Source organism: Dyadobacter diqingensis, assembly GCF_024220585.1.
Taxonomy (GTDB): Bacteria; Bacteroidota; Bacteroidia; order Cytophagales; family Spirosomataceae; genus Dyadobacter; species Dyadobacter diqingensis.
In genome coordinates this window covers 147,440-170,746 of record NZ_JAMXKF010000001.1, presented here as the reverse complement: position 1 = coordinate 170,746, position 23,307 = coordinate 147,440, and the positions used below count along the sequence as shown (strand labels likewise).

21 protein-coding genes are annotated in these 23,307 nt (G+C 43.0%); 6 read left to right on the top strand and 15 right to left on the bottom strand.

The features are described from left to right. Window positions 1–78: 78 nt before the first annotated feature. From M1L62_RS00695 to M1L62_RS00655, 9 genes are all read right to left on the bottom strand, one after another. Window positions 79–762: a hypothetical protein gene (locus M1L62_RS00695; protein ID WP_254411078.1), complete on the bottom strand. Its 684-nt coding sequence runs from the start codon at window positions 760–762 to the stop codon at window positions 79–81. Between the two features lie 11 nt (window positions 763–773). Then, window positions 774–1,154 carry a GntR family transcriptional regulator gene (locus tag M1L62_RS00690; protein ID WP_254411077.1) on the bottom strand — a complete coding sequence of 127 codons (381 nt, stop codon included), beginning with the start codon at window positions 1,152–1,154 and terminating at the stop codon, window positions 774–776. A gap of 13 nt (window positions 1,155–1,167) precedes the next feature. Further along, window positions 1,168–1,938: a hypothetical protein gene (locus M1L62_RS00685; RefSeq protein ID WP_254411076.1), complete on the bottom strand. Its 771-nt coding sequence runs from the start codon at window positions 1,936–1,938 to the stop codon at window positions 1,168–1,170. Window positions 1,939–2,031: 93 nt separating this feature from the next. Beyond that, entirely contained in the window at window positions 2,032–2,871 is an 840-nt protein-coding gene (locus tag M1L62_RS00680; RefSeq protein ID WP_254411075.1) for an ABC transporter ATP-binding protein, read from the bottom strand. 239 nt (window positions 2,872–3,110) lie between these two features. Further along, window positions 3,111–3,677, bottom strand: coding sequence for a DUF4256 domain-containing protein (locus M1L62_RS00675; RefSeq protein WP_254411074.1), 567 nt, complete (start codon window positions 3,675–3,677; stop codon window positions 3,111–3,113). Between the two features lie 60 nt (window positions 3,678–3,737). Then, window positions 3,738–4,316 (bottom strand): YdeI/OmpD-associated family protein, encoded by a 579-nt coding sequence (locus tag M1L62_RS00670; RefSeq protein ID WP_254411073.1) that lies wholly within the window; start codon window positions 4,314–4,316, stop codon window positions 3,738–3,740. A gap of 1 nt (window position 4,317) precedes the next feature. After that, on the bottom strand, window positions 4,318–4,719 hold the full coding sequence (locus tag M1L62_RS00665) for a DoxX family protein (RefSeq protein WP_254411072.1): 402 nt from the start codon (window positions 4,717–4,719) through the stop codon (window positions 4,318–4,320). Between the two features lie 6 nt (window positions 4,720–4,725). Then, on the bottom strand, window positions 4,726–5,193 hold the full coding sequence (locus M1L62_RS00660) for an SRPBCC domain-containing protein (RefSeq protein ID WP_254411071.1): 468 nt from the start codon (window positions 5,191–5,193) through the stop codon (window positions 4,726–4,728). 6 nt (window positions 5,194–5,199) lie between these two features. Then, window positions 5,200–5,523 (bottom strand): ArsR/SmtB family transcription factor, encoded by a 324-nt coding sequence (locus M1L62_RS00655; RefSeq protein WP_254411070.1) that lies wholly within the window; start codon window positions 5,521–5,523, stop codon window positions 5,200–5,202. A 730-nt stretch (window positions 5,524–6,253) separates the two neighbouring features. Here M1L62_RS00655 and M1L62_RS00650 point away from each other — a divergent pair. Continuing rightward, window positions 6,254–6,889: a peroxiredoxin gene (locus tag M1L62_RS00650; RefSeq protein WP_254411069.1), complete on the top strand. Its 636-nt coding sequence runs from the start codon at window positions 6,254–6,256 to the stop codon at window positions 6,887–6,889. 100 nt (window positions 6,890–6,989) lie between these two features. On the opposite strand, the gene M1L62_RS00645 is transcribed toward M1L62_RS00650, so the two are convergent. Next, complete coding sequence (locus M1L62_RS00645; RefSeq protein WP_254411068.1) at window positions 6,990–7,727, bottom strand: DUF6962 family protein; 738 nt, start codon at window positions 7,725–7,727, stop codon at window positions 6,990–6,992. A 327-nt stretch (window positions 7,728–8,054) separates the two neighbouring features. On the opposite strand from M1L62_RS00645, the gene M1L62_RS00640 reads away from it, so the two are divergent. Both M1L62_RS00640 and M1L62_RS00635 read left to right on the top strand, forming a co-directional pair. Continuing rightward, entirely contained in the window at window positions 8,055–10,571 is a 2,517-nt protein-coding gene (locus M1L62_RS00640; RefSeq protein WP_254411067.1) for a TonB-dependent receptor domain-containing protein, read from the top strand. A gap of 169 nt (window positions 10,572–10,740) precedes the next feature. Further along, window positions 10,741–11,442, top strand: coding sequence for an MCP four helix bundle domain-containing protein (locus M1L62_RS00635; RefSeq protein WP_254411066.1), 702 nt, complete (start codon window positions 10,741–10,743; stop codon window positions 11,440–11,442). A 27-nt stretch (window positions 11,443–11,469) separates the two neighbouring features. On the opposite strand, the gene M1L62_RS00630 is transcribed toward M1L62_RS00635, so the two are convergent. Then, entirely contained in the window at window positions 11,470–12,369 is a 900-nt protein-coding gene (locus M1L62_RS00630) for a glycerophosphodiester phosphodiesterase family protein (RefSeq protein ID WP_254411065.1), read from the bottom strand. A 29-nt stretch (window positions 12,370–12,398) separates the two neighbouring features. After that, the gene (locus M1L62_RS00625; protein WP_254411064.1) at window positions 12,399–13,307 is read right to left on the bottom strand and encodes a patatin-like phospholipase family protein; all 909 of its coding nucleotides are present in this window, start codon (window positions 13,305–13,307) and stop codon (window positions 12,399–12,401) included. A 320-nt stretch (window positions 13,308–13,627) separates the two neighbouring features. On the opposite strand from M1L62_RS00625, the gene M1L62_RS00620 reads away from it, so the two are divergent. Beyond that, entirely contained in the window at window positions 13,628–14,602 is a 975-nt protein-coding gene (locus M1L62_RS00620; protein WP_254411063.1) for a polyprenyl synthetase family protein, read from the top strand. A 7-nt stretch (window positions 14,603–14,609) separates the two neighbouring features. Here the strand turns inward: M1L62_RS00620 and M1L62_RS00615 are convergent, their stop codons facing one another. Next, complete coding sequence (locus M1L62_RS00615; RefSeq protein WP_254411062.1) at window positions 14,610–16,217, bottom strand: hypothetical protein; 1,608 nt, start codon at window positions 16,215–16,217, stop codon at window positions 14,610–14,612. A gap of 254 nt (window positions 16,218–16,471) precedes the next feature. On the opposite strand from M1L62_RS00615, the gene M1L62_RS00610 reads away from it, so the two are divergent. Beyond that, the gene (locus M1L62_RS00610) at window positions 16,472–17,851 is read left to right on the top strand and encodes a leucine-rich repeat domain-containing protein (protein WP_254411061.1); all 1,380 of its coding nucleotides are present in this window, start codon (window positions 16,472–16,474) and stop codon (window positions 17,849–17,851) included. A 44-nt stretch (window positions 17,852–17,895) separates the two neighbouring features. Here M1L62_RS00610 and M1L62_RS00605 read toward each other — a convergent pair whose 3' ends face one another. Both M1L62_RS00605 and M1L62_RS00600 read right to left on the bottom strand, forming a co-directional pair. After that, a complete protein-coding gene (locus tag M1L62_RS00605) occupies window positions 17,896–20,070 on the bottom strand; it encodes a DUF5916 domain-containing protein (RefSeq protein WP_254411060.1) in 2,175 nt (724 codons plus the stop codon). Window positions 20,071–20,106: 36 nt separating this feature from the next. Further along, window positions 20,107–20,424, bottom strand: a complete 318-nt coding sequence (locus M1L62_RS00600; protein ID WP_254411059.1) for a DUF3817 domain-containing protein — start codon at window positions 20,422–20,424, stop codon at window positions 20,107–20,109. Window positions 20,425–20,712: 288 nt separating this feature from the next. On the opposite strand from M1L62_RS00600, the gene M1L62_RS00595 reads away from it, so the two are divergent. After that, window positions 20,713–23,307 (top strand): TonB-dependent receptor, encoded by a 2,595-nt coding sequence (locus tag M1L62_RS00595; RefSeq protein ID WP_254411058.1) that lies wholly within the window; start codon window positions 20,713–20,715, stop codon window positions 23,305–23,307.

Sequence of the window (23,307 nt, the reverse complement as noted above, 5' to 3'; positions counted from 1 at the left end):
ATTGGATTTACCGGAAAAAGAAAACGGACGCAAAATGATCTGCGTCCGTTTTCTTTTCATGGCTAATCGATTTTTGTTTTAGTTCTTTATCAACTTTTTGAGAAGATCCCCGGACAAATTAGCTTTTGCAGTCGTCGCAACATCAAGATCAAGGGAGGTGAAAACGTCCTGTTGGATGGTTAACGAGCTGCTGTCCCTGATTTTAATAACTGTATTTCCCAGAGTATTACTCTTGTTAATCTGCAATCCGCTGCCCTGTTGATACAATGCGCTGACGTTTTTGATGGAATTGCCATCCAGAAGTGTAAAACTGCTGTTTGACGATAAGTCTAAATAATCCGAATGCCAGCCTTTAATTTTGCATGGAATGTCGTTAATGGAAACAGAAGTAAGTTGTTGAGCTTCAATGTAAACAACCGGCCAGCGTGCCCAGACAAGATCTGGTGCCGGATATTTATTCCGTTCTTTTTCCAGATAACTTATTTTTAGTGTGTCTCCGGAAATAGTATGTTTTACCCGGTCTGAGTAATCCTTGTTAATCCGCACCTGATTACTTTTACCGGGTTGGATTTCTACAAAACCATGGTCATTGCCAATCAGAACAACTGTTTTGAATGATTTGACAGGTTTAGTTTCATATCCATAGAATAGATCATCCGGTTTAATTTTATTATACTCCGCCTTTATTTCCAGATTCGTCCCCAGCATCGCGATCAGGCTAACGAGAATCAGCGCAACGATCAGTTTATTGCTTGTTTTCATGTTCGTTCAAATTAAAGTGTTGCAGGATGAGCTTTTTCGATGAATGTTTTATACCGTTTCTGTAATTCTTCAATGCTGATATTCAGCAGGTAAAGCGTGCGGAAAAACTCGGGAAGCTCACTTTCCAGAAAACGCTCTTTTCGGGACTCGAGGATACGCGTATTAGTCTGCTCGTCCGTGAAATAACCCACACCACGTTTGTTGTAAATGATATTGTTGCCCTGAAGGTACTCATACGTACGCATAACCGTATTGGGATTTACTTCCAGGGTGCTTGCCAGGTCGCGCACGGAGGGAATTCTCTCTCCCGGCGGCCATTTGCCAAGCAGCAGCTGTTCGCAGATATAATCGGCGATCTGAAGGTAAATGGATTGTTTATCTTTAAATTCCATGAAGTCTGATGAGTTAAATTTCTTTTTCTTTCAGCCTGACGTAAGCGACCTGCCACAGCGCCAATACAAACAGAACAAAGAAAGTTTTGATGGCCAGAAACGTTGTTTTGCTGTATTCTACCTGAATATATGTTCCGTTTCTAAATACATTCCATTTTGCAAAGGGAGGGCCTTGAACGATAGTCCCTGCCTCAACCATCTGATGAACCATGATCCAGTTTACAGAAAAGCAGATAACCAGAAAGGCGAAAAATACAGAAGCAGTTTTAATGTAAGTAGCTTTCGGGAAATAAATAGAGCCCAGAAACGATACGCCATGAACAAGGTAAAATATGTAAGAAAAGGCAATCATAATTTCTGGCGGTAGCGGATTAATTCTTTCCAGTGGATAGTTCCTGATCAGGATTTCTGCAAACTGGTAGTGCATGGCAAAGAACGCGCAGAGCAGTACGCTCATGAACAGTATACTTGATATAAAAGCCGTAATGTATTTCTCGGTTTGCGAAGCGGGAATAAGTATCGTGGCGATCCCTGTTGTAGGTGTGGCGTATTTCTCAAATGCCAGAATCGTAAACAGGCTTCCGCAAAACAGCGCGACGCAATAGGCAAGGATATGTAAAAAAATGGGCGAAAAACCTACTTTTCTGAAATCGATAAAGGGATTCATGAGCAGAAACATAAGTCCGAGAATGACGGCCAGAGAGAGCAGTGCCTTCTTCCCGTTTTCTGCCAGATCCAGTTTCAGTAACAGCCCGAACCTGTGAAAATTAAAGACCTGATTCATATAAAAAAGTTTTAATGTTTAAAAACGGAGATATTTTCGGCAGGATTTTCAGGATAAAAAATCCAAGCACCAGCAGTATTTGCACCAGTATTCTCATGGCTCATGAAAAATTTTCCGGATCCTGCCGGGATTATTCATCACCGCATTAAACAGGCGTTCCAGGTCGACCCGGCTGTCCTCCTGCTCCCAGTTTTCCATAACCACCGTATAACCTTTCAGCGAAGGTTCGGAGTATACGACCCGGCTGTCGTCCTCAGTAGTAACAAGGGTAGCAAACCGCAGTTTTTCACTGATCGTATCAAGGCTGTGATGCAGTAAAATTTTGCTGTCTTCCAGAATAATAATGGAATCGATCAGATTGTCCAGGTCGCGGACCTGATGTGTGGAAATCAGAATAACCCGGTGAGCATCCAGCGCTGCGGACACCAGTTTTCTGAACTGGGCCTTGCAAGGGATATCCAGACCATTGGTGGGTTCATCCATGATCAGATATTTTGTGTTGGTCGCCAGTCCGAATCCGATCAGAATTTTCTTTTTTTGCCCGTACGACAAATCTGTGATCATGTTGCCTTCCGGAATTTCAAATTCCTGCAAATAACCACGAAACTGCGCTTCATTAAATTTGGGATAAAATGGTGCGAGCGTGGCAATGTATTTTTCGACAGTCACGGCTGGTAAATATATTTCCTCGGGTATCAGAAAAAAGTCCTGAAGGAAAGCGGGTTGTCGTTTCCGCGGTTCATACCCATTTACTTCAATTTTACCCGCCGTTGGAAATAACAACCCTGCCATGTTACGCAGCAGACTTGATTTTCCAGCTCCGTTTTTTCCCAGCAACCCATAGATATGGCCCGGATGGAGTTTTACAGACAGGTTTTCGAACAGCAACTTTTTAGGGTTATATCCGAATGACACCGAGTCTACGTGAATCATACAATACTTGTTTAGTGTTCTAGTGTAATAGTACACCTCAAATGTATTGTTTTACTTTTATAATTTCAAAGTATTTTGAAAAATTAATTTTTCAAAAGTATGGTTGCAGGAAAATATTTTTGCAGTTAAAATATTGTAAGCAAGTGCTTTGTGTAATATGAAATTGGTGAAAACTGGTGCAGGATGAATCTTCTCACAACGTGCGTTGTGAGAGAGTGCAGGGGAGGAAAGATTATGTTTTAAACTTTTAGCGAGCCACGGAATCCTCTGGCAGCGTAGTAAGAGTCAGCGCCGTTGTGATACAGAAATACGTGGTTGTAGCGACGGTCACAAAAGGTAGCGCCACCAAATTTTCGGATTTCGGCGGGTGTTTTTACCCAGCTCGACGTTTTTGTATCAAAATTTCCGAGTTGCTGTAAATGCCGGTATTCGTCTTCCGTTAAAATGTTAATGCCCATATCGGCTGCCATCTCGATAGCACTATTTGCCGGTTTATGTTCCTTCCTTGATTCCAGCGCTTCGTGGTCGTAACAGATACTTCTGCGGCCTTTCGGACTTTCTGCTGAGCAATCATAAAAAATATATTCGCCCGTCTTTTTATCAAAATCGACAACATCGGGTTCTCCGCCACTGATTTCCATTTCATCAAGTGACCAAAGTTTTTCGGGATTCGCTTCCAGTTTTTCCTGGATCTTGGCCCATTCAAGACCTTTGTGACGGTTGATATTTTTCTCGAATCGGGTCTTCAATACGCTGAGTAGTTCTCTGGTTTGTTCAGGTGATAACTCTTTTTTTAAACTTTTCATGTTATTTCTCGTTTGGTGATGTTTGCTGCAAAAGAAAGGGCAGTCAGAAAATTACCTGCATTAATCGTCCAATCCTTTCCCATCTAAAATCCTGGGAATGTTTTTTTCTACCCTTGCCTCGCGGGTTTTGGATTGTTTTGGCTGGGAAAAATGAAGAAGATAAGCTCGTTGACGTCCCGGCGTCAATGCTTCAAAAGCTGTTTTTAAGGCGGAAGGCTCGTCTAGTTTTATCTGAAATTCTTCGGCGACTGCGAATTCGGTAGTCTTTTTAAGTACTACTTCCAAACCAGCTTTTTCTATTTCAATTGCTTCATAAATATACGCTTTCAGCGTCGGTTCCAGCGCTGTGATCTCGTGGGCGTTGGTGAACCGGATCTGACGGGCCGCCTGGACATGTTCCGTTTGCTGGATCAGAATGCCATCGATGTTATGCAGCAAAGCACCTTTGAAAAATAACAGTGCGCAATACTCCTTGAAAACATGGATTAAAACGATGTTATTTTTCTGAAATGTATAACAAGGGCATCCCCACTTCAATTCTTCTTCAAGTCCGCAATTGAGAACGATTGTCCTCAGATGCCCGATTTCTTCGTGCCACTGTGTAGCCCGATTAAAATAAAAATCAACCTTGGGATTCATGTTATTCATTGATTAGCTGAAACGATTTTTCAGTCGGCAGGTTGCGTGCTGCGGGCCTGAAATACCAGGATATAGCAGTCAGGACGAGTAACAATACCGGGCCGAAAAGCTCTTTGGCGTCATCGCCGACAGCGATATGAGAAAAAACGGCACCCGACATGGCAAAGAAAAAACCAGCATAGGCCCATTCTTTTAACAATGGAAATTTAGGAATAAGCACGGCCACAACACCCAGCAATTTCCACACACCGATTAGGGTCAGAAAGTAGATGGGGTAACCCAGACGCGTCATCATATCCACTTCTTCTTTCATTTTGATCAACTGCACAATTCCCGTTGATACCATTCCCAATGAAAGCCAGCCTGTGGCTACCCAATAAATAATTTTATTTCGCTTTGTCATGGTCGTTTATTTTAATTTGTTTACGATTTCCTGTAACCTGTTATGTGCCCAGTTTATGCCCTGTGCAAAAGGCAATTTCAGCGTCTGGTCTCTGAGTTCAACCGACTTGTATACGATTTGCATGGTCAGTTTACTGGTATCGTCAGTGAGTTTTTCAAATTCCAGGAATTCAAGCTGAACGGCAAACGGAGTATTCTCCATTTCAAACGTTCGTGTGATCTTCTGATCCCGGACAAACTCATGAATGGTTCCGTTGGCTTTAAACACCACGTTTCCGCCCGGGTCTGAGGTTTCAAACTGGTAACTGCCATGCCTTTTGTTTTCAAGTTTCAGCACTTTCGTACCCATCCACTGCTCAACAATTTCCGGCTCTTCATAAGCCTTAAAAAGCAATTCAACTGGCAGGTCAAATTCCCGTGTGATGACTAATTCCTGTTTGCCGTTTTCGGCATTGATTTTTGTTTTGCGCTCCACGTTATGTTATTTTTCAGGTTTGTAATTTTTCATGATGGCTTCCAGTTTATTGAACCGGTCGTCCCACATCTGGCGGAACGGCTCGATAAAGTCGGCTACTTCTTTCATTTTTTTTGCATTGATGTGATAGTAAACTTCCCTGCCATTTTGCTCTTGTTCAAGCAATTCACACTCGGTAAGTATTTGCAAGTGTTTGGAAACTGTCGGCCTGGCTGTATCAAAGTTTGAGGCTATTGCCCCTGCCGTCATGGTTTGTGAAGCGACCAACAGAAGTATTGCCCTTCTGGTCGGGTCTGCTATGGCTTGAAATACGTCTCTTCTTAAATTCATTGCGTAGTTATTTGACTACAAATGTATATGTAGTCAAATAACTACGCAAATTTTTATGAGATTTTTTTATTTTTTTTCTGATTATTCCGGTGATTTCGCGGTGTTACGTCTTGGATGTCAGCAAATGAGTGTTTTGGTGCTGGGATTTGGCCATGGTATAATAAATATCCGATAATCGAGTTTTCGTCTCATTTGCAAAAAAAAAGGCCCCCAAGCAGAGGCCTTCTTTAAGTATAACTTGTTGCATTTTAATTTTTACAAACAGGTATTGGTTAATAGTAATCGGGATATCTTTATCTGTTTCGGCAATTGACGTGAGTGCGGGCCGAGTCCGGCAAATTACAGGTTGATTGTGTTTCTGAATCTCTGGCTCCTGCTGTTGCGTGAGCCTTGGTGTGAAATATTAATCAAAGAAGCTGCCACCCAATTAAAACGCAATTAAACTCACCTTAAATTGAGGTTAAAATTGGGTCTTTTGTCGTTATGCTTATGTTCTAACCGGAATAATTCGGGGTGTTTAATTTTCTAACAGTAAATGACTTACCTTTTTTAACACATTGGAAATAAATGTAAAATTTCTATTAAACAGGCACATTTGGCTGCTGACGTTAGATAATTTTCAGTCCTTAATCAGGCAACAATTTGTATCGAATGTGAAACTATTTATCTAAATTTGTGTTAAAGTCTACAATGTTAGTAGATTATGTAATCCATTTTAAACTTATATGTTATGTCACTTCGATTAGGAGATATTGCGCCGGATTTTGAGGCAAATACCACACAAGGGCCAATTCAATTTCATGAGTGGTTGGGAACAAGCTGGGGATTGTTGTTTTCTCACCCTGCTGACTTTACTCCGGTTTGTACAACGGAGCTTGGTAAAACTGCGCTTTTAAAAGGAGAGTTTGAAAAACGTAACGTTAAGGTATTGGCTGTCAGTGTTGATGATCTTGATTCACACAACCGTTGGATACCGGATATCAATGAAGTTAACAGCACAGAAGTTAACTTTCCGATCATTGCTGACGAAGGACGCAAAGTGGCTGAACTATATGATATGATCCACCCGAACGCTAGCGAAAAAGCTACGGTACGCTCGGTTTTCATCGTTGGTCCGGATAAAAAAGTTAAACTGACGTTGACATATCCTGCTTCAACAGGTCGTAATTTCAATGAAATTCTTCGCGTGGTAGATTCTCTTCAGTTAACAGCCAACTATTCGGTAGCGACACCTGCTGACTGGAAAGATGGTGAAGACGTGATCGTTGTACCGGCGGTGAGCACAGAAGATGCCGAGAAAAAATTCACAAAAGGTCTGCGTATTGTGAAGCCCTATCTGCGTTATACGCCGCAGCCAAACAAGTAATAACAGCAGTAAGATTTAAAGAAAAACTCCCCAATTATATCCATCATGGAATGAAATTTCCTGACGGATATAATTGGGGAGTTTTATTATTATCGGACGGCTAGTTTTCAATTTCCGATTTCTCCATTTCTTTTTCAGGCTCGATAACCGGATCGCCGTAGAAAGTCATGTGCGTTGCCCCCTGATAATAATACCAGATTGACGCCGCCATTGGGATGTGGCTGATATCATTGAAGTTAAACCAGGGGCCGAAGCTGAATTTCAACGCATGAAAGCCTGCGGCCACTGCGCCTAAACCGGTGGCAATAAAAATGTATTTGCTGCCCGGGTCCTTCTTCTTTTTGTAAACATATACCTCGATCATGAATAACATCAGGAACAGGCCGTAAAAGGCATGAACCTCCACCACCACGAAATTGAGCGTAACAAAAGTCAGAGCAAAGAATAAAACCAGCTCGACGTAATTGAGGTAACCAAGCCAGGAACCGAGTTTTGGTTTAAGAAGCGGCTTGATATGCCATATCGCAGCTCTTTCAAATAAGGCAACAGCAATCATACTGGCAAACCATCCCGGAATTTTTCCACGTTGACCCGTTATATACAAAAAGCCGTGTCCCAAAACGCCGCCAATAACCGTAGCGATCCCCATAAAAAGGAAAAAGTACTGGATCTGACGGTACATCCGGTGTGCACGTCCAAGCCGTCCCAGATGTACAAAAGCATAAAAACAGACCACCGCCATCATAAGACTGGATAACACCGTGGACGGTTCCAGAATGGTTATGCCAAACAATTTGATCTGATGTACTTTGCTGAAATCTATGGCAATCTCATTCATTAGGTGAAGTTTCTTTTTGGAGTAAAGTCCAGGGTTATAAAAATAATTTTGTTCAAAGTAACAACATATGAAGCTTTGTTTGCAACATTATGCCTCTTGAATCTCTCTTTATTAAAACTATGCCAGTTGGTGTAAAATTGTACAGCACCCGTTTCCTCTTTTGTGATATATAAAAAAATCAAGTTTATCCGGTTAAAAGTACCAGCTCGTAGACAAAATCGAGGTGCTGGTCTATTACAGAAATTTATGTCTGTAACATATTATTTCTTTGTATCGGGAAATGTGATAACGAAAGAGACTGACTCTCCTGAACTTAATTAAAAAACCATGAACAAAGTAATTTTAAAAAGTTTTACAACATTAATGCTGGCCGGTGTGCTGTTTTTACATGCCCAGTTGAGCCAGGCACAGGGACCTTTGGCTCCCGCCGGCGGTGCTCCGGCTTCGGTAACACCAAAAGGAAATTCCAAAATTTCAGGATTTGTATCCGACTCGGTTGCAGCAAAGGCGGTTGAGTTTGCGAGTATTGCGTTAGTGAATGCAGCTGACAACAAGGTGATTGACGGTGCAGTGGCCGATGATAAGGGGAAATTTGAAATCACGGGCATTGCTCCGGGGAAATATAAAGTACTGATCTCGTTCATCGGATTCAAAGATAAAACGGTCAATAATATTGCGATCGAAAAAGGCAAGGATGTTGATTTGGGAAAAATCCAGATGGTTGCCAATACCAAAACGCTGGACGAGGTAACCATTACCGGTGAAAAGTCCATGGTTGAGGAAAAGGTGGACCGTCTGGTTTACAACGCAGAAAAAGACATCACCTCAAAAGGCGGTGATGCTTCGGATCTGCTTCGTAAAGTGCCTATGTTATCGGTAGATCTGGATGGAAATGTGTCGTTGAGAGGAAGCTCCAATATCCGTGTTTTGATTAACAACAAACCGTCTACGATTATCGCGAGCAATGTTGCTGATGCGTTGAAGCAGATCCCTGCGGATATGATCAAATCGGTTGAGGTGATTACCTCTCCGTCGGCCAAGTACGATGCTGAGGGCTCAGGCGGGATTATCAATATCATTACCAAGAAAAACAATCTTCAGGGGCTGACACTGAATGTGGATTCAGGTGTGGGTAACCGGGGTACCAACCTTGGCCTGAACGGTAGTTACCGCAAGGGGAAAATGGGTTTTACACTCGGTGGATTTGGCCGTGCATTTTATAACAAGGCCACTTCTGAACTGAATCAGCAAACAAGATCGGGCACTGATCTTGTTAATACAAAACAAATGGGCAATGCCAAAGACCGCGGATTGTTTGGACAGTACTCTCTGGGCTGGGATTATGATCTTGGCAAAAACCAGGCGTTATCGGCCGGTGTGCGTTATGGTACCCGCAATTTTCTGCAAAAGCAAAATCTGACCATTGATCAGTTTACAAATCAGGATCCGACGTCAACATCGCAGCGTAAAGTAAACCGCAAAGATTTGTCGGGAACCGTTGATGTGAACGTGGATTATGTTAGAACGTTCAAACCACAGCAGGAGTGGAGCTTTTCGACACTTTTCAGCAGAACCAATCTGACAAATAATTTCGATACTGATATTTTGAACACCGGCGGAAGTGTAGCCAGTAAATTGAAAAACGTCAACCAAAACTACAATACAGAGTTTACCCTGCAAACCGATTACCAGACGCCGATCAAGAAGAATCAGCTGCTTGAATTCGGAGCAAAAGGAATTTTCCGTACCGTAAGCAGTGACTATAAATACTTGCTTGCCGGCGAATCCGGTGATTTTGTCATTAATCCTGATAACCCGTCGGGCGCTTTAAATTACAATCAGAATGTAGCGGCCGGTTATGTTTCCTATACTTTGACTACGAAAAATAAATACACGTTTAAGGCCGGAACACGTTACGAGTACACGGGGATCAGCGCTGATATGGGTGAAAAAGGTAAGATCAACATTCCAAGTTACGGAAACCTGGTTCCTAGTATCAATGTGTCCAAGAACTTATCTGCTTCTACGACCATTAAAGCGGCCTACAACCGTCGTATCCAGCGTCCGGGGATCCAGCAGCTGAACCCAAACGTGAACCTGGCAAACCCGCAGAGCATCAGTACAGGTAACCCGTCACTGAGCCCTGAGCTGACTGATAACTTCGAGCTAGGTTTGAGCACCAACATCAAGAAAACATATCTGAACGTTTCTGTATTTACCAGAAATACCAACAATTCCATCACGCAAATCCGTACAACGGTTGATACCCTGGCCGGTGCCATTGTGACAACTTTTGAAAATATCGGTAAACAAAGCGCTTATGGGATGAATGTTTTTGCCAACGTTTACATAACCCCAAAATGGACGGTGAACGGAAGTATCGATCTATTGCAGTCGCATATGGAAGGACAGACCACCAATGCCGATGGGCTTTCGGAGCCTGTGAGCAATTCGGGGTTTAACTATGGCGGAAGGTTAATGTCGCAGATATCGCTTAAAAATGGCTGGGGACTTCAGGCTTTTGGATTTTACCGTGGTCGTGAGGTGCAGTTGCAGGGAACGAGAACCGGATTTTACATGTACTCGCTGGGCTTCAAAAAGGATTTTGCAAACAAGAAAGGAAGTATCGGTTTTGGAGCAGAAAACTTCCTGACCAAAGGCGTGAGATTCACTTCGGATTTGAAATCGCCGCTTTTGGCGCAGTCGATGCAGACACAATTGTATAACCGCAATTTCAAGATCACCTTCAATTATACCATTGGAAAAATGAGTTTTGACGCGCCAAAACGCAAAACACGTTCGGTATCCAATTCAGATGTGAAAGGCGGAGGTGATAATAACTAGTAGATAATCAGTGTGATATATATTACATGAGGGTTGGCTTTTTAAGCTAACCCTCTTTTGTTTTTTGTCACCTGACAGATAGTTATCTGTATAAACTAATATCCGGTTTTATTTGTTTATTTTTGAACTAAGATGTTATTATTTATAAATATACAAAGTTTATGATGCCATGAAATGGTCCTTTGTTATTCAGCAAAAGCTAAAAGCGAGTTTGTTACTGGGTGGAATTATGCTTGTGATTGTATTGGGGACCTTACTTTCGAGACGTAATATTGATGGAATCGACAAGTCGTTTTCATCGATTTACAAAGATCGCCTGATCCCGGCTACCACCATTATTTATCTGACAGAAAATTTATACGGTAAACGCCTTTCTCTTGAAAAATTCCTGCTCAAACCGGATACCAACGATAAGGGGAAGATTTCTGCATTGCTTGCCACCCATGACAAGAGTATTGATTCGCTGATCCGGGCATTTGAAAAGACATATTTGGTAGACCGGGAAGCCAAAAGTCTGGCCGCTTTTAAAAATAGGGTGGAAGAATATGGGCTGCTGGAAAAAATGATCCTGAATTTGCATGCCTCGGGGCATTCAGAAGAAGGCAAGGTTCTGTTTGAAGGGGCAGGAGCCAGCACTTTTCAAAGTACACTGAACAACCTTAATGACCTGACCGAAATCCAGTCTGTTATTGGCGATGAACTGGTGAAAGAATCTAAAAGCGATTTCGCCAGTTATGCGATGATATCCTTTTTGCAGGTGGCCCTGGCAATTATTATTGGATTGATTATCCTGGTTTTTATCCAGAACTCCAAAGTGATCAACAAACCCAAGGTGACCAAAGACAAAGGGCAGCATTTTCACCTGAATTAAGCGAAGATACCGCCCACTTCCGGGATTTTATTTTTGAAATAAAGAGTGGACAAAAATAGGCTGATCTGTACAGATAATATCCGCACCGCTCTCCCATATCTTGTTATACCTCGGGGCTGAAATTTCCGTATTCAGGGTATCGATGTTTCCATTTGTGCCGAGTGAGGTCACAATTTTCATGGAATGTATTTTCATGTAGAAGGATTCTTCCTGAAGCTCCTTGGGGGTTAGTGCCACAAGGTTTTCAAGGGGAAGTCCCGATTTCTCAACTGCGGTGATATGTTCCCAGCTGTTGAAACCAACGGCCAGCATCAGGGTAGATTCCAATGCGTGTACTTTTTTTGCTTCTTCAAGGGAATAACAAATCACGACCGATTTATGGATCGCATTGTTGTCTTTAAGCATTTTAACCGTTTTGACGATATCGGTTTCCGGTTTTTTGTCTACGATCAGCATCAGGTTTTTATCCTTACTCCAATCGAGCACTTCCTTGAATGACGGGATTTTATTTTTTGTCAAAAGTCCCTTATCGTCTTTTAAACGCAGTTGTTTTACATCTTTCCACTGCTGCTGGCTTAGCAGCCCGGTGCCATTGGTGCGTAATGCCAGTTCATTATCATGCGAAAGAACAAGCTGGCTGTCGGCCGTCATACGGATGTCAAATTCCAGCAAAACGCAGGGAACATTCTGATAGGTATTTTCAAAAGTTGCAATACAATTTCCAGGATAGCCGTCCTCAGTTCCTCCCTGGTGCGCCATGATCATGGGCACAAACCGGTTGGAAGGTTTAAGATGGGCTTTTAAACTTCCATTTTTACTAAAATTGCAATTGTCTGTAACAGAAGTGAACTGACGCGACGGGACACAGGAAGTTAAAAACAATAACAATAAAACAGGGTAAGGGTTTTTTAAACGTTGTGCTAACATTAGCTGAGTTTTTTAATCAGGTTATTCGATCATTCTTTTACTTCGGCCACTTTATTCAGCGTCTCGACCGCAACCCGGTAACCTTCAATAATCAATCTTGAAATATCTTCTGAATTGAAATGCTGCATATCCAGCACCAGCGGCGAAGCGGGGCGGATCACAGTTAATTTCATGGGTACGCCGCGCAAAATAGACCTGTCTACATAAGACTCGGCCCAGATAATATTACTGTTGGCATATTCATTTACCGTGATGTCACGCACTCTTTCCACCAGTGTAATCAGGTTTCTCGGATTAAGTCCTTCCGACTGGTATAGATGCGGAGAATGGCAGGCAATGACAACAATTTCCGTTGCCCCGTCGGCTATGGCCTGGCGTATGGGCGCCACTTCTCTGAGGCCGCCATCCAGGAACATATCCTTCCCAATGGCAATCGCTGGCATAAGCATCGGTATGGAGGAGCTGGCACGCACGTAGTCCAGGAAATGGGGTTCCTGCGGTGTTACATATTTTATCTCTCCACTTTGCACGTTTACTGCCCCCACTTTTATTTTAACCGGCGTATGCTTCAAATGTTTGTCCTTCACATTTTTGCGAATCAGCAAATGTAAGGGCTCAGGATCAACCAGTCCGTCGAACCGGCTCATTAAGGTATTCATCCCTAACATAACGCGCGACCGCAGCGTTGATATATCCTGAGGTTGGGTAATATTCTTAACCCAAAACTCGAGAAGCTTTCTGGCGGCGATCGGCCAGTTTATTTTTGCCTCTTCTTCAAACTGCCGGCCCGTTTCGTTGGCCAGGAAAGTGGCATTAAGTGCTCCGACAGAAATTCCGTAAACCATATCGGGTTCAAAACCATTTTCCAGAACCGATTGGATAGCCCCAACCTGAAAAGCCCCTTTCATTGATCCACCTCCAAGCACGAGTGCTTTCATAAATATTTGCTTTCGGCTGTCGGCACCGGGCTTCCAGCCATTGAATGATTGATGCGTTTAATTTTTTTCTCGTAGTTCAGTAATACAAATTCCGTATTCACATAACGGTTTTTCAACGTTGATCTACTCAATTCATAGATTTTTGAATTTCATATTTCCAATTTTAAACATTTTCGTTCTAAAATAGGTATAAAGAGAAGATTTTATTCCAAATTTGAAGATTAAAGTACAGAAGTATATAAATCAGGTTTTTTTGAACTAAACTACTGTATATCGCCTTTCAATATTCGGAGGTAAAGTAACGACTTCCTATAATTAATATGACCCTTTCAATAAAGGATATACAAGCTCCTATTGCGGATGAGATGAAGGCTTTCGAGCATAAGTTTCGCCAGTTTATGAAAAGTGATGTAATGCTGCTCGATCAGATCATGAATTACATCGTACGTCGTAAAGGTAAACAGCTCAGGCCGATGTTTGTTTTTTTGTCAGCAGGAGTCTGTGGCCCCATCACGGAGTCATCTTATCGCGGTGCTTCATTTATAGAACTTTTACATACTGCTACGCTCGTTCACGATGATGTTGTGGATGATTCCAATTACCGTCGCGGATTTTTTTCTGTTAATGCGTTGTGGAAGAATAAAATTGCAGTGCTTGTCGGTGACTATCTGCTTTCGCGCGGTTTGCTGCTTTCGGTGGAACATCAGGAATTTGAACTGCTGAAAATCGTTTCTACTGCCATGCGTGAGATCAGTGAAGGAGAATTGCTTCAGATCGAAAAAGCACGCAGACTTGATATCAACGAAGAAGTATACTACGAAATTATCCGTCAGAAAACCGCTTCACTGATTGCCTCCTGCTGCGCGGTTGGTGCCTGTTCGGTAGGATCGGATGCAGATACAATTAAGCGGATGCATGCTTTTGGAGAGAAAGTAGGGATCGCTTTCCAAATCAAAGACGACCTGTTTGATTACGGCGAAGATGAAATTGGCAAACCTTTGGGCATCGATATCAAGGAAAAGAAAATGACATTGCCGCTGATTTATGCCCTGAATAAAGCTTCCTGGCTTGAAAAACGCAAGATGATCAATATCATCCGCAACGAAAGCCACAAACCCGATAAGGTACTTGAAGTGATTGCTTTCGTGAAAAATTCAGGCGGTTTAATCTATGCGCAGGAAGTAATGGAACGTTACGTGGAGGAGGCTAGAGCTCTGTTGCATGAGTTTGCAGAATCTGCCCACCGCACTGCGCTGGAACATCTGGTACAATACACGATTGAACGTAGCAAATAAAGGAAATCTATTTGCTACGCGTTTCGGAAGTTTTCTGATACAGAACTTCAAATCCGCTTCTGTACACCTCGCGGTAATTTTTCTTTACGAACTGATTGATCTCAGGATACTGTGTCAACTGACAGCTCTCGTTGGTCATCAAGCCACCTGGGAGTGACAGGTCCAGAAAATATTTGGGCATATTCGTTTCAAGATCAGCCAGGTATCTTCTCTGGTAATATTTCCCCAGATCCGATTTGTACGTGGTCTGGAAATCAAAATGCACATCTCTCGTTCCCATGATCATCCGGGTAGCGTGATTATAGTAAGATCCCCATCCCCAAACTGCCATACGGTCGCCGGGTAACCGGTTGGAATAAATACGATCCACAAGTTTTTGGTCGATAATATCGTTCAGGTGCTGCTTTTCATTGGCCAGCGTTCTCACAACATTTTTGGCATTGACATAAAAGATGAAAGCAATGGCCAGACTGAATAAAGGCGGGATAAGTCTGCCCGGTTGCCAGTTGTACTTCAAAAGCAGCCAGATTATGTATCCGTAAAGCGGCACAACCAGCAATAATGTATAATGAAGAAAATACCGGCCGGGTTTGGCAATGCAGTAAGCGGTGATCACAAGGGTGGCCAAAAATCCTGCATGATAAATCAGGTCAACAGGTTTCAGGTTGTTTTTAATTTTAGACAAAAATAATCCGGGTAAAACCAGGCTGAATACCAGTAACGGGAGTAGAGAACGGATGCTCGATTTTAAAAATGTTTTGAACATCTCCGGATTGAAGGCATTGACCGTGGTATAACGAAGATTTCCAACGATATAAGATTGGATAAAGTCATCAAATCCACCGTAAATCCAAATCGCTATAAGCGCGAGGGCGTGGGTTAATATAAATCCTGAAAGAAAAATAAATGCTTCCCGTGGTTTCCCTTTGATCAGTATCAATACAATAAAACAGGCTCCGGCAAGAAAAAGAAAAATAGGTGTAACCTGTAATTTTGCGTAAAAAGATGCTGCGCACGCGATACCTGCAACGATAAGCTCTAATTTACCAACCTCGTTCTCCAACGAAATCCGTAACAGCACGCTGATGACAATGGCCAGAAAAAGCAACGGCAGATGCTCGCTGGATGCATGAATGAGATCGGCGTAGTGAAAAAAGCTAAAAGTCAGTACCAGGGGAATAATGGTAATGCGCGCTGTGTTCGCGCCGGCAATTTTCCGGATCGTGAAAAATAATAAGAGTATGGATGGGATCTGAAATATCAGCGTATAAAAAATCCGTAATTCACCGTATGAAGCCCAGTCTGCGGTCTTCAAGAGGATCAGGGACGGAAGAAAGTTTAACGGACCTGAGGTAGTAGGATCCAGTGATATCCATGGACGTGGGTCATATCCCAGTGTTCTTCCTCCGGTCATCATGATACTTTCATCGATGTTGAGCATACCTGCCTTGTATGAAAAAAGTTTTGTGACCATTAGAAAGAATACGATCCCGGACAGAAACCAGCCATCGTTTTGCTGTAAAGGATTTCTTTTACCGGCAACCGTTTTAAAGAGGACGATGATGCATAAAAAACATAGCCCGGCATTACCTATGAGGTAATAATTTAAATTCATTATAGTGGAGTAAAGTGAACACTAAAACAGCAGAAGCTTCCGGATAAATGTAATCAACATAGAATTTTTTCGCTATTAACCCTGCGCAAAATATGCGATTTTGGAATAAAAAGTTATTGTGTGGCAGATTTTATGCGACATCCTGGTTTAGAAAACCGGGTTTCAAATTTGACTTGTATAAGAAAATTATATAAAAAATATTTTCATGACTAAGTTTTTAGTTATATTTAGGTCTCATATAAATTATAGCCGTCATGAAAATAATACCACTGTTTATACTGCTTCTTTTTGCGGGAAGTCTTAAAGCGCAGTCGCATATCTGGACGAGGGAGGACGCGAAAAAGGCAAATTTTCACGTCGATCTGTTACCGGTTTCCTACACCACAACATTTCCATTGGAAACTTCCGAAGAATTTTCAGAAAAACTGGGTGCGTGCATGGGATCTGTGTTGTCAGAGCGGGCAGATCCGGGCATCGGTGTTTTTGTGCAGGTGCTTATCAACGACCGTGGCAGTGTCGACTATTTAATTTTTGATGCCGAACAATCCAAAGGTTATAACCGGGATTCGCTCAATCAGCTTTTGAAGACTGCCTTTGAAAAAGACTTAACAAAATGGCAAATGGCCTCCAAACCTGAAAAACCATTTCAGTTTATGACATTCCGTTTTTTCGGGAAGCGGATCGTGCATCGCGAGGTAAGGCAGGCCGACAGTTCGGTGACGACGATTAAAGACGCACAGGCCTTTGTGGATACGTTAAAAATCAAAAGGATATTTTTTAATCAGCTTGAACTGACGGCGATGCCAGACGTCGTTTACCGGTTTCCAAATGCCGAAGAATTGTATCTCAGCGGGAATAACCTGGAAAAACTGGCCATTGATTTTGCAAGATTGCCCCGGCTCAAACAACTGCACCTTCAAAATAACAAACTGACAGGGGAGGGGCTTGTGTTAAGCAAAAACAAAACGCTGGAAGTACTTAATCTCCGAGAAAATAAATTGACAGATATCCCCGCAGCCGCCAGAAACTGCAAGAAAGTGTCCAGCTTATGGCTTGGTGGTAACCAGTTGAAATCTCTTTCGAACCGGAGCTTCCGAAAACTGAAACAGGTTAAAGACCTTAATTTTTATAAATCAGAGCTGGTTGTTTTGCCGAGGGGAATCAGGAGAATGAAAAATCTGGAAGTACTGGATCTCTACTATAACAGGTTTGAAAGTCTGCCTAATTCTTTGACCCGGCTGAAAAAACTGACCCATCTGGCGATATCGCATAATCAGCTCAAAACGCTTCCCGCCAAGATGAACCGGTTGAAAAACGTGCACACTTTTTATGCACATCATAACCGGTTAAGCGTACTCCCCGAGAGCGTTGCGAAGATGCGGAAGGTCAATATTCTGGACCTTGGTTTTAATTGGTTTACGAATTTTCCGGCTGAGGTCGCGTCTTTACAGGATTTAAAGGAACTGGATATTTCTTCCAATAATTTCCCTGATTTTCCGGCCAAACTGCTTGATATCAAAAAGCTGGATAAGGTTTATTTGCAGGGTAATCCATTCGTAGGGAAAGATATGGACATCAAGTACGAGCACCAGCTCGGGGTGTTAAAGGGTAAAAATGTAGAGGTGTTTTATTGATTAGCGTAACTCCCAAAAGGCCGGAACCTTTTGGGAGTTTACTTTTACAGATTCCACCAGTAAGTGAACTTTAAGACAATGGCCCGGCTTTTTACCATGAAATTGTCGGGTAAATAGTTATCTGTGTAAACGATGTATAAATCAGAAGCTGGCTTATACCGCCATTGCAGACGGGAATTCAGGTTAATGTTATCAGCCTGATTATTATACTGCATGAAAGTAGTGAAATACAGGTTGTTGCGGAAGGTTACGTCAACACGCGGTCCTACAAGCCAGAGCTGGGTACGGTTCCAGGGCTCAGGCAAATGAATGTCGTTGTAATTTCCTGCCAGGGCAATTGCCACATAAGGCTGCACGCGATAACCAAGTTCGGTACGTAAATTGGTGCGTCGTCCGTTGTTGTAATAACCGCCAAAAATCCCGGCAAAGGTATAGGTGAAGTGTTTTTGCGGGCCCGAAATGATTTCAAATCCTGCGGACGTCCAGTTGTGTTCTGTCCCGGTCGCCAGTTTTTCTTTACCCAGATTGGTTGGATCAAAGGGCCGCAGCAGGCGCGTGTAATTACTCGTCACATACGCCGACATGGTGGCACGTGTGATAAAGTTCAGGTTATAAGAAAATGTCAGCTCGCGGTCACTCAGGGACATCTGCTTATCCCAATAAATATTGCTGACGAATTTAGGTCCGTGGCTGATGATCTTTGGGTTTTTGATAAAAAACAGATAACCCACCGTCGGGCTTATTTTGTAATAACCGTTCCGGGTTGCGTTTGGCACATAACCCACCTCTGCGTTATAGTTTGCACCGACGTATTCATGCTGCCATTGCCAGAAGAAATTGGCCTTACTGAACTTTAAATCGGCTGCGTGCACAAAATCATCGCTGGATTTTCCCGGTGTGAACGATTTTAAGAACATCACTTTACCGGTCCACAGGTTGTTTACACTGGCCAGATTGTATTCGGCTCCGATGTTACGGTTGTAACGATAAGTGGCCGCATTTTTTTCAATGGAATAATTCACAGCATCACGGTTGATGAAAATAAACCGGACGTTGGAGCGGGCAAAAACCTGTCGTTGCAAAGCAAAAACGGCATAGTTGTTTTTAGGAATTGTGTCCTGAGATCCGGTTTGTACATCCAGCACACCGATCCGCCAGTTCTTGTTCAGCTTGCCGCTCATACGGGCCCCGAATTGTATTGGAACACCCAAACCGATCCTGCGGGAGAAAAAAGGACGAATGGTAGCGTACCCGAAGTTGGCGAACAAATCAGCATTTTCCAGAAAGAACTGTCTTCTCTCCGGAAAGAACAACTCAAAACGGTTGAGGTTTGTCTGCTGAACGTCCACATCCACCTGAGAGAAATCCGGGTTGACGGTCAGATCGAGATTCATGGAAGGCGAGAGTCCAATTTTTACGTCGCCACCTATGCTTGTTTTGTATTTGTTGGGTTTGTCATTCTGGAAATCCCTGGTAAGACGCGTGGCGGCATAGGGAATAACAGAAATATTTGGGCCGGGACTTGGTGGTGGCTGGTCCCAGACAAGCACACCGGTATAGGCCAGTGCCGCAGAGGGAAACTGTTTGGGAACCGGCGCCCAGGTCGATTTCTCCGAAATGGTCAGGTCCTGGCGGCTGAAATTAATTCCCCAGCGCGAAATTCCCGATTTGTAACGGATACTCTTAAATGGGATAGCAGCCTCCCAAACCCACTTGTCCGGATCATTTTTAACCTCGCTTACCCAGCGGTTATCCCAGCTAAGATCGACGGTCCCACCGTCACCCATTTGTCCGTCCCAGGGTGCTCCGGCCGCATTGGCGCCAAAAGAGAAACCGTTGGTGCGGTCGTCGAAGGTGTCCATGAACAACAAAAAGTTGTCATTTTTTCCAAAAGCGAAATCTCTCTTCAAAGATTCGACGATGATGGAATTTTTCACAGTCTTGTAATTAACAACCAGAATGTACATGTTATGGTTGTCATACGACATTTTTACGGTCGTCTTTGCGCGGGAATAACTGGTATCCATCGGAGTGACCATGAAAAAATCCGTTGCGGTCTCGGCTGATTCCCAGGCAGGATCATCGGCATTTCCATCTATTTTTATAGGCGATGGAGCAGGGCGGATGTGATACTGGAACTTTTCATTGGGTTTTTGGGCCAGGCAATTTCCAAACAGAAAAAAGCATAGCAGGAATTTAATTAAGGATTTAGGTAGCACTTTTACGTTATGGGTAGGAATATGGAATAAAAAAGATTACATGGTATTACGGTTTGGGTGTTTAAAAATTTTCGCATCAGCGATGAATGTACCGAATGGAATGACGGAAGCAAAAAACGCCAGAATGAATTTTTTCCATCCCCAGCCCAATTCAAAAACTACCTGGATCAGCAGGATCACATACAGGATAAAAAGGACGCCGTGAGCCATCCCGATGACCTGAACGGCCTGCGGATAACCGGCAATGTATTTCAACGGCATCGCAATACCGAATAGAATAAGCAATGAAGTTCCTTCAAGGAATGCAACTACGCGTAGTCTGCCCAGGGCAGTTTTTAATAAATTGGCTAACATGAAAACAAGGGAAGAAATTTAAAATGCATCTTTCAGTTGTAAAGATAACATTTAAGCTGTTTCGGGTGGAGTAATCGCCAGGGATAATTCCTGCGTATATTGGAGAAAAGGATTTATTCGATGAAAAATAGAAAACATTCTATCTAATTATATAAAGTTTTATTCTTGAAATTTTAAATCAAAGGTTAAACTTGTAAAAAAATTATTGAACGGTTACTTTTTGCGCTGTAACCGGCCCTCTTTGAATCATAACCAGCATTTATCATTTAACTAAATTATTTAAACGTTGTGATTAGAATATACTTTTCATTTTTAATGGTCTTGCTTGTTTCTCAGTCTTTTGCGCAAAAATATAAGGTGGCTGGAATCATTACGGACGAGGGAGGTAAAGGTGTACCCGATGTTTCTGTCCAGGAATTAGGGACCAACACGAAGGCCTTAACCAACGTGAATGGAATTTATGAAATGAGGGTACATTATGGCAATGCAACGCTGGTAGTTACGAGCGAAGGATTTGAACGTATAGAAAGGGAAATTAAGGGAATAGGGACGCAGAATTTTACGTTAACAAGTCTAAAAAAATCAAGGCAAAAAGGTGTTGTCGGTTCCAGAAATCTTGCCAAGAGTGCAAAGGATCTGTCGTCGCCGGTTGACATTATTGACGTGAAAAAGATTGCCAGTCTGAACGGGCAGTTTGATCTTCCGCAGTTGCTGCAATATGCATCGGCATCGTTCAACTCCAATCCGCAGCTCGGCGCCGATGGGACAGATCAGATCGATGCGACTTCAATCCATGGTATGGGTCCTGACCAGATGCTGATCCTGGTGAATGGAAAACGACGTCATCAGTCGTCGCTGATCAACCTTTCGGGGACACGTGGAAGGGGAAACACTAGCTCGGATTTGAGCACGATACCGGTTGCTTCTATTGACAGGATTGAAATTTTAAGAGATGGCGCCGTGGCACAATATGGATCGGATGCGGTTGCGGGTGTGATCAATATTGTTTTGAAAGACAATGTAAACGGGTTTACCGCGAATGCAAACGGGGGAATCCGGAAAGCGAAGTATAACCGTGATTCCAGTAGTTTTGACGGGCTCAGTTATAACGGCAATATCAACTATGGACGTACGATCGCAAAAAGCGGATTTTTAAATGTGACGGCAGATTATAATTTCCAGGACCACACCAACAGGGCGGATACGCAGCCGGATTCGGTGCTGAGACGGAAATTCGGAGATCCTAAAATTTATAACGGGAGTTTAAGTTACAACATGGCGTTTCCGCTTTATAAAAAATACGAGGTTTATAGTTTTGGTACAGCCAGTTACCGGCAAGGCGAAACCTATGGCTGGACGCGTGGGGCAAAGGATTCCGCCAATTTTATCAAACTTTATCCCAATGGTTATGACCCGCTGGTATCCAGATCTGTCGATGACCGGTCCATTACGTTAGGGATAAGGACCATCTGGAAGAAATTCAATGTGGATTTAAGCCATACCTACGGATTCAACAAATTCAACTACCATGTCAAAAGTTCACTGAACCGCTCTTTCGGTTCGGATACCCCGACTTCATTTGATGCAGGTGCTTTGCAAACCGTGCAGAACAGCACAAATCTGGATCTGACGAGGTATTACGATAATATCCTGGACGGTGTTCATCTGGCTTTCGGGGCTGAGTACCGTATGGACAGCTATAAAATAATTGCCGGAAATCCTTTGTCGTGGCGTACTTACAACCCGCTGAAAATGGGTGGTGCACAAGGATTCAGAGGTTATGGCGAGGCAGAACAGATCACCAAAAAACGCAATAACGCGGCAGGATATCTGGATCTGGAAGCACAGATTGGTGACCGTTTTTCTGTAAATGCAGCAGGTCGTTTTGATTATTACAGCGACCTGGGGAGTGGAATAGGCGGGAAAGGCGGCCTGCGATTTGAACTGACTGATGCGATTACGCTTCGTGGTAGTTATGGCATTGGTTTCAGGGCTCCTTCGCTTGCGCAGCAGCATTTCAGCTATTCCATCATTGAGGCAACGAAAGCGAATTTGGATATTCCATTGCAGTCCGTTATCGCGAGGACGGGCAGCGATGTATCTGCCGCTTTGGGCGTTTCCAGCTTAAAAATGGAGAAAACACAGAATGCGAGTGCCGGGATTGTATTTTCTCCTGATAAGAATTTTTCTGTTGCGGTGGATGGGTATTATGTAAAAGTAAAGGATAGAATTATTTTAACAGGCGAGTTTACATCGGCGGATAAACAGGTAGGTTCTTTGCTAAAAAGATTAAATGTCGATAATGCCCGGGTATTCGCTAATTCGTTAACCACTTCGACCGCGGGTGTTGATCTGACATTGAAATATACGACTGATCTCGGAGCTGGTAAATTCAACACTTATTTGTCTGCGAATTACAATACGATGAGTATTGATTCGATCAAAACGAACGACCGGCTTATTGGAAAGGGTGCTGTTTTCCTTGATAAGCGTGAACGCTATTTTATACTGGCCTCGGCACCTCCGACCAAGATTAATCTGATGCTTGACTACACGACCGGGCCTTTGACTTTGATGGTGCGTGGTACACATTTCGGTGAGATAAAGCTCGTGAACCGCAAATATGGTTTGAAGGATAAAACGGGAAAAGACTTGACGGAAAAGGATTATATGGATGTTTACAAAGCCATGATTCAGGCAGATGCTTCTCTTCGTTATCAGATCAATGAAAAATTGTCGTTTACTTTGGGTGGGAGCAACCTTTTGAATGCTTATCCAACGATGTCCAAACCTGCGCGTACGGAATCGGGTGGGGCATGGGATTCGGTTCAGACCGGAAGCAGCGGTTCGTTTTTCTATACACGGATCTATTTTAACTTTTAA

Bases quoted from the DNA above. Each gene is read 5' to 3' on its own strand.
- M1L62_RS00695 (WP_254411078.1), bottom strand. From the start codon at position 762: ATGAAAACAAGCAATAAACTGATCGTTGCGCTGATTCTCGTTAGCCTG.
- M1L62_RS00690 (WP_254411077.1), bottom strand. From the start codon at position 1,154: ATGGAATTTAAAGATAAACAATCCATTTACCTTCAGATCGCCGATTAT.
- M1L62_RS00685 (WP_254411076.1), bottom strand. From the start codon at position 1,938: ATGAATCAGGTCTTTAATTTTCACAGGTTCGGGCTGTTACTGAAACTG.
- M1L62_RS00680 (WP_254411075.1), bottom strand. From the start codon at position 2,871: ATGATTCACGTAGACTCGGTGTCATTCGGATATAACCCTAAAAAGTTG.
- M1L62_RS00675 (WP_254411074.1), bottom strand. From the start codon at position 3,677: ATGAAAAGTTTAAAAAAAGAGTTATCACCTGAACAAACCAGAGAACTA.
- M1L62_RS00670 (WP_254411073.1), bottom strand. From the start codon at position 4,316: ATGAATCCCAAGGTTGATTTTTATTTTAATCGGGCTACACAGTGGCAC.
- M1L62_RS00665 (WP_254411072.1), bottom strand. From the start codon at position 4,719: ATGACAAAGCGAAATAAAATTATTTATTGGGTAGCCACAGGCTGGCTT.
- M1L62_RS00655 (WP_254411070.1), bottom strand. From the start codon at position 5,523: ATGAATTTAAGAAGAGACGTATTTCAAGCCATAGCAGACCCGACCAGA.
- M1L62_RS00650 (WP_254411069.1), top strand. From the start codon at position 6,254: ATGTCACTTCGATTAGGAGATATTGCGCCGGATTTTGAGGCAAATACC.
- M1L62_RS00645 (WP_254411068.1), bottom strand. From the start codon at position 7,727: ATGAATGAGATTGCCATAGATTTCAGCAAAGTACATCAGATCAAATTG.
- M1L62_RS00640 (WP_254411067.1), top strand. From the start codon at position 8,055: ATGAACAAAGTAATTTTAAAAAGTTTTACAACATTAATGCTGGCCGGT.
- M1L62_RS00635 (WP_254411066.1), top strand. From the start codon at position 10,741: ATGAAATGGTCCTTTGTTATTCAGCAAAAGCTAAAAGCGAGTTTGTTA.
- M1L62_RS00630 (WP_254411065.1), bottom strand. From the start codon at position 12,369: ATGTTAGCACAACGTTTAAAAAACCCTTACCCTGTTTTATTGTTATTG.
- M1L62_RS00625 (WP_254411064.1), bottom strand. From the start codon at position 13,307: ATGAAAGCACTCGTGCTTGGAGGTGGATCAATGAAAGGGGCTTTTCAG.
- M1L62_RS00620 (WP_254411063.1), top strand. From the start codon at position 13,628: ATGACCCTTTCAATAAAGGATATACAAGCTCCTATTGCGGATGAGATG.
- M1L62_RS00615 (WP_254411062.1), bottom strand. From the start codon at position 16,217: ATGAATTTAAATTATTACCTCATAGGTAATGCCGGGCTATGTTTTTTA.
- M1L62_RS00610 (WP_254411061.1), top strand. From the start codon at position 16,472: ATGAAAATAATACCACTGTTTATACTGCTTCTTTTTGCGGGAAGTCTT.
- M1L62_RS00600 (WP_254411059.1), bottom strand. From the start codon at position 20,424: ATGTTAGCCAATTTATTAAAAACTGCCCTGGGCAGACTACGCGTAGTT.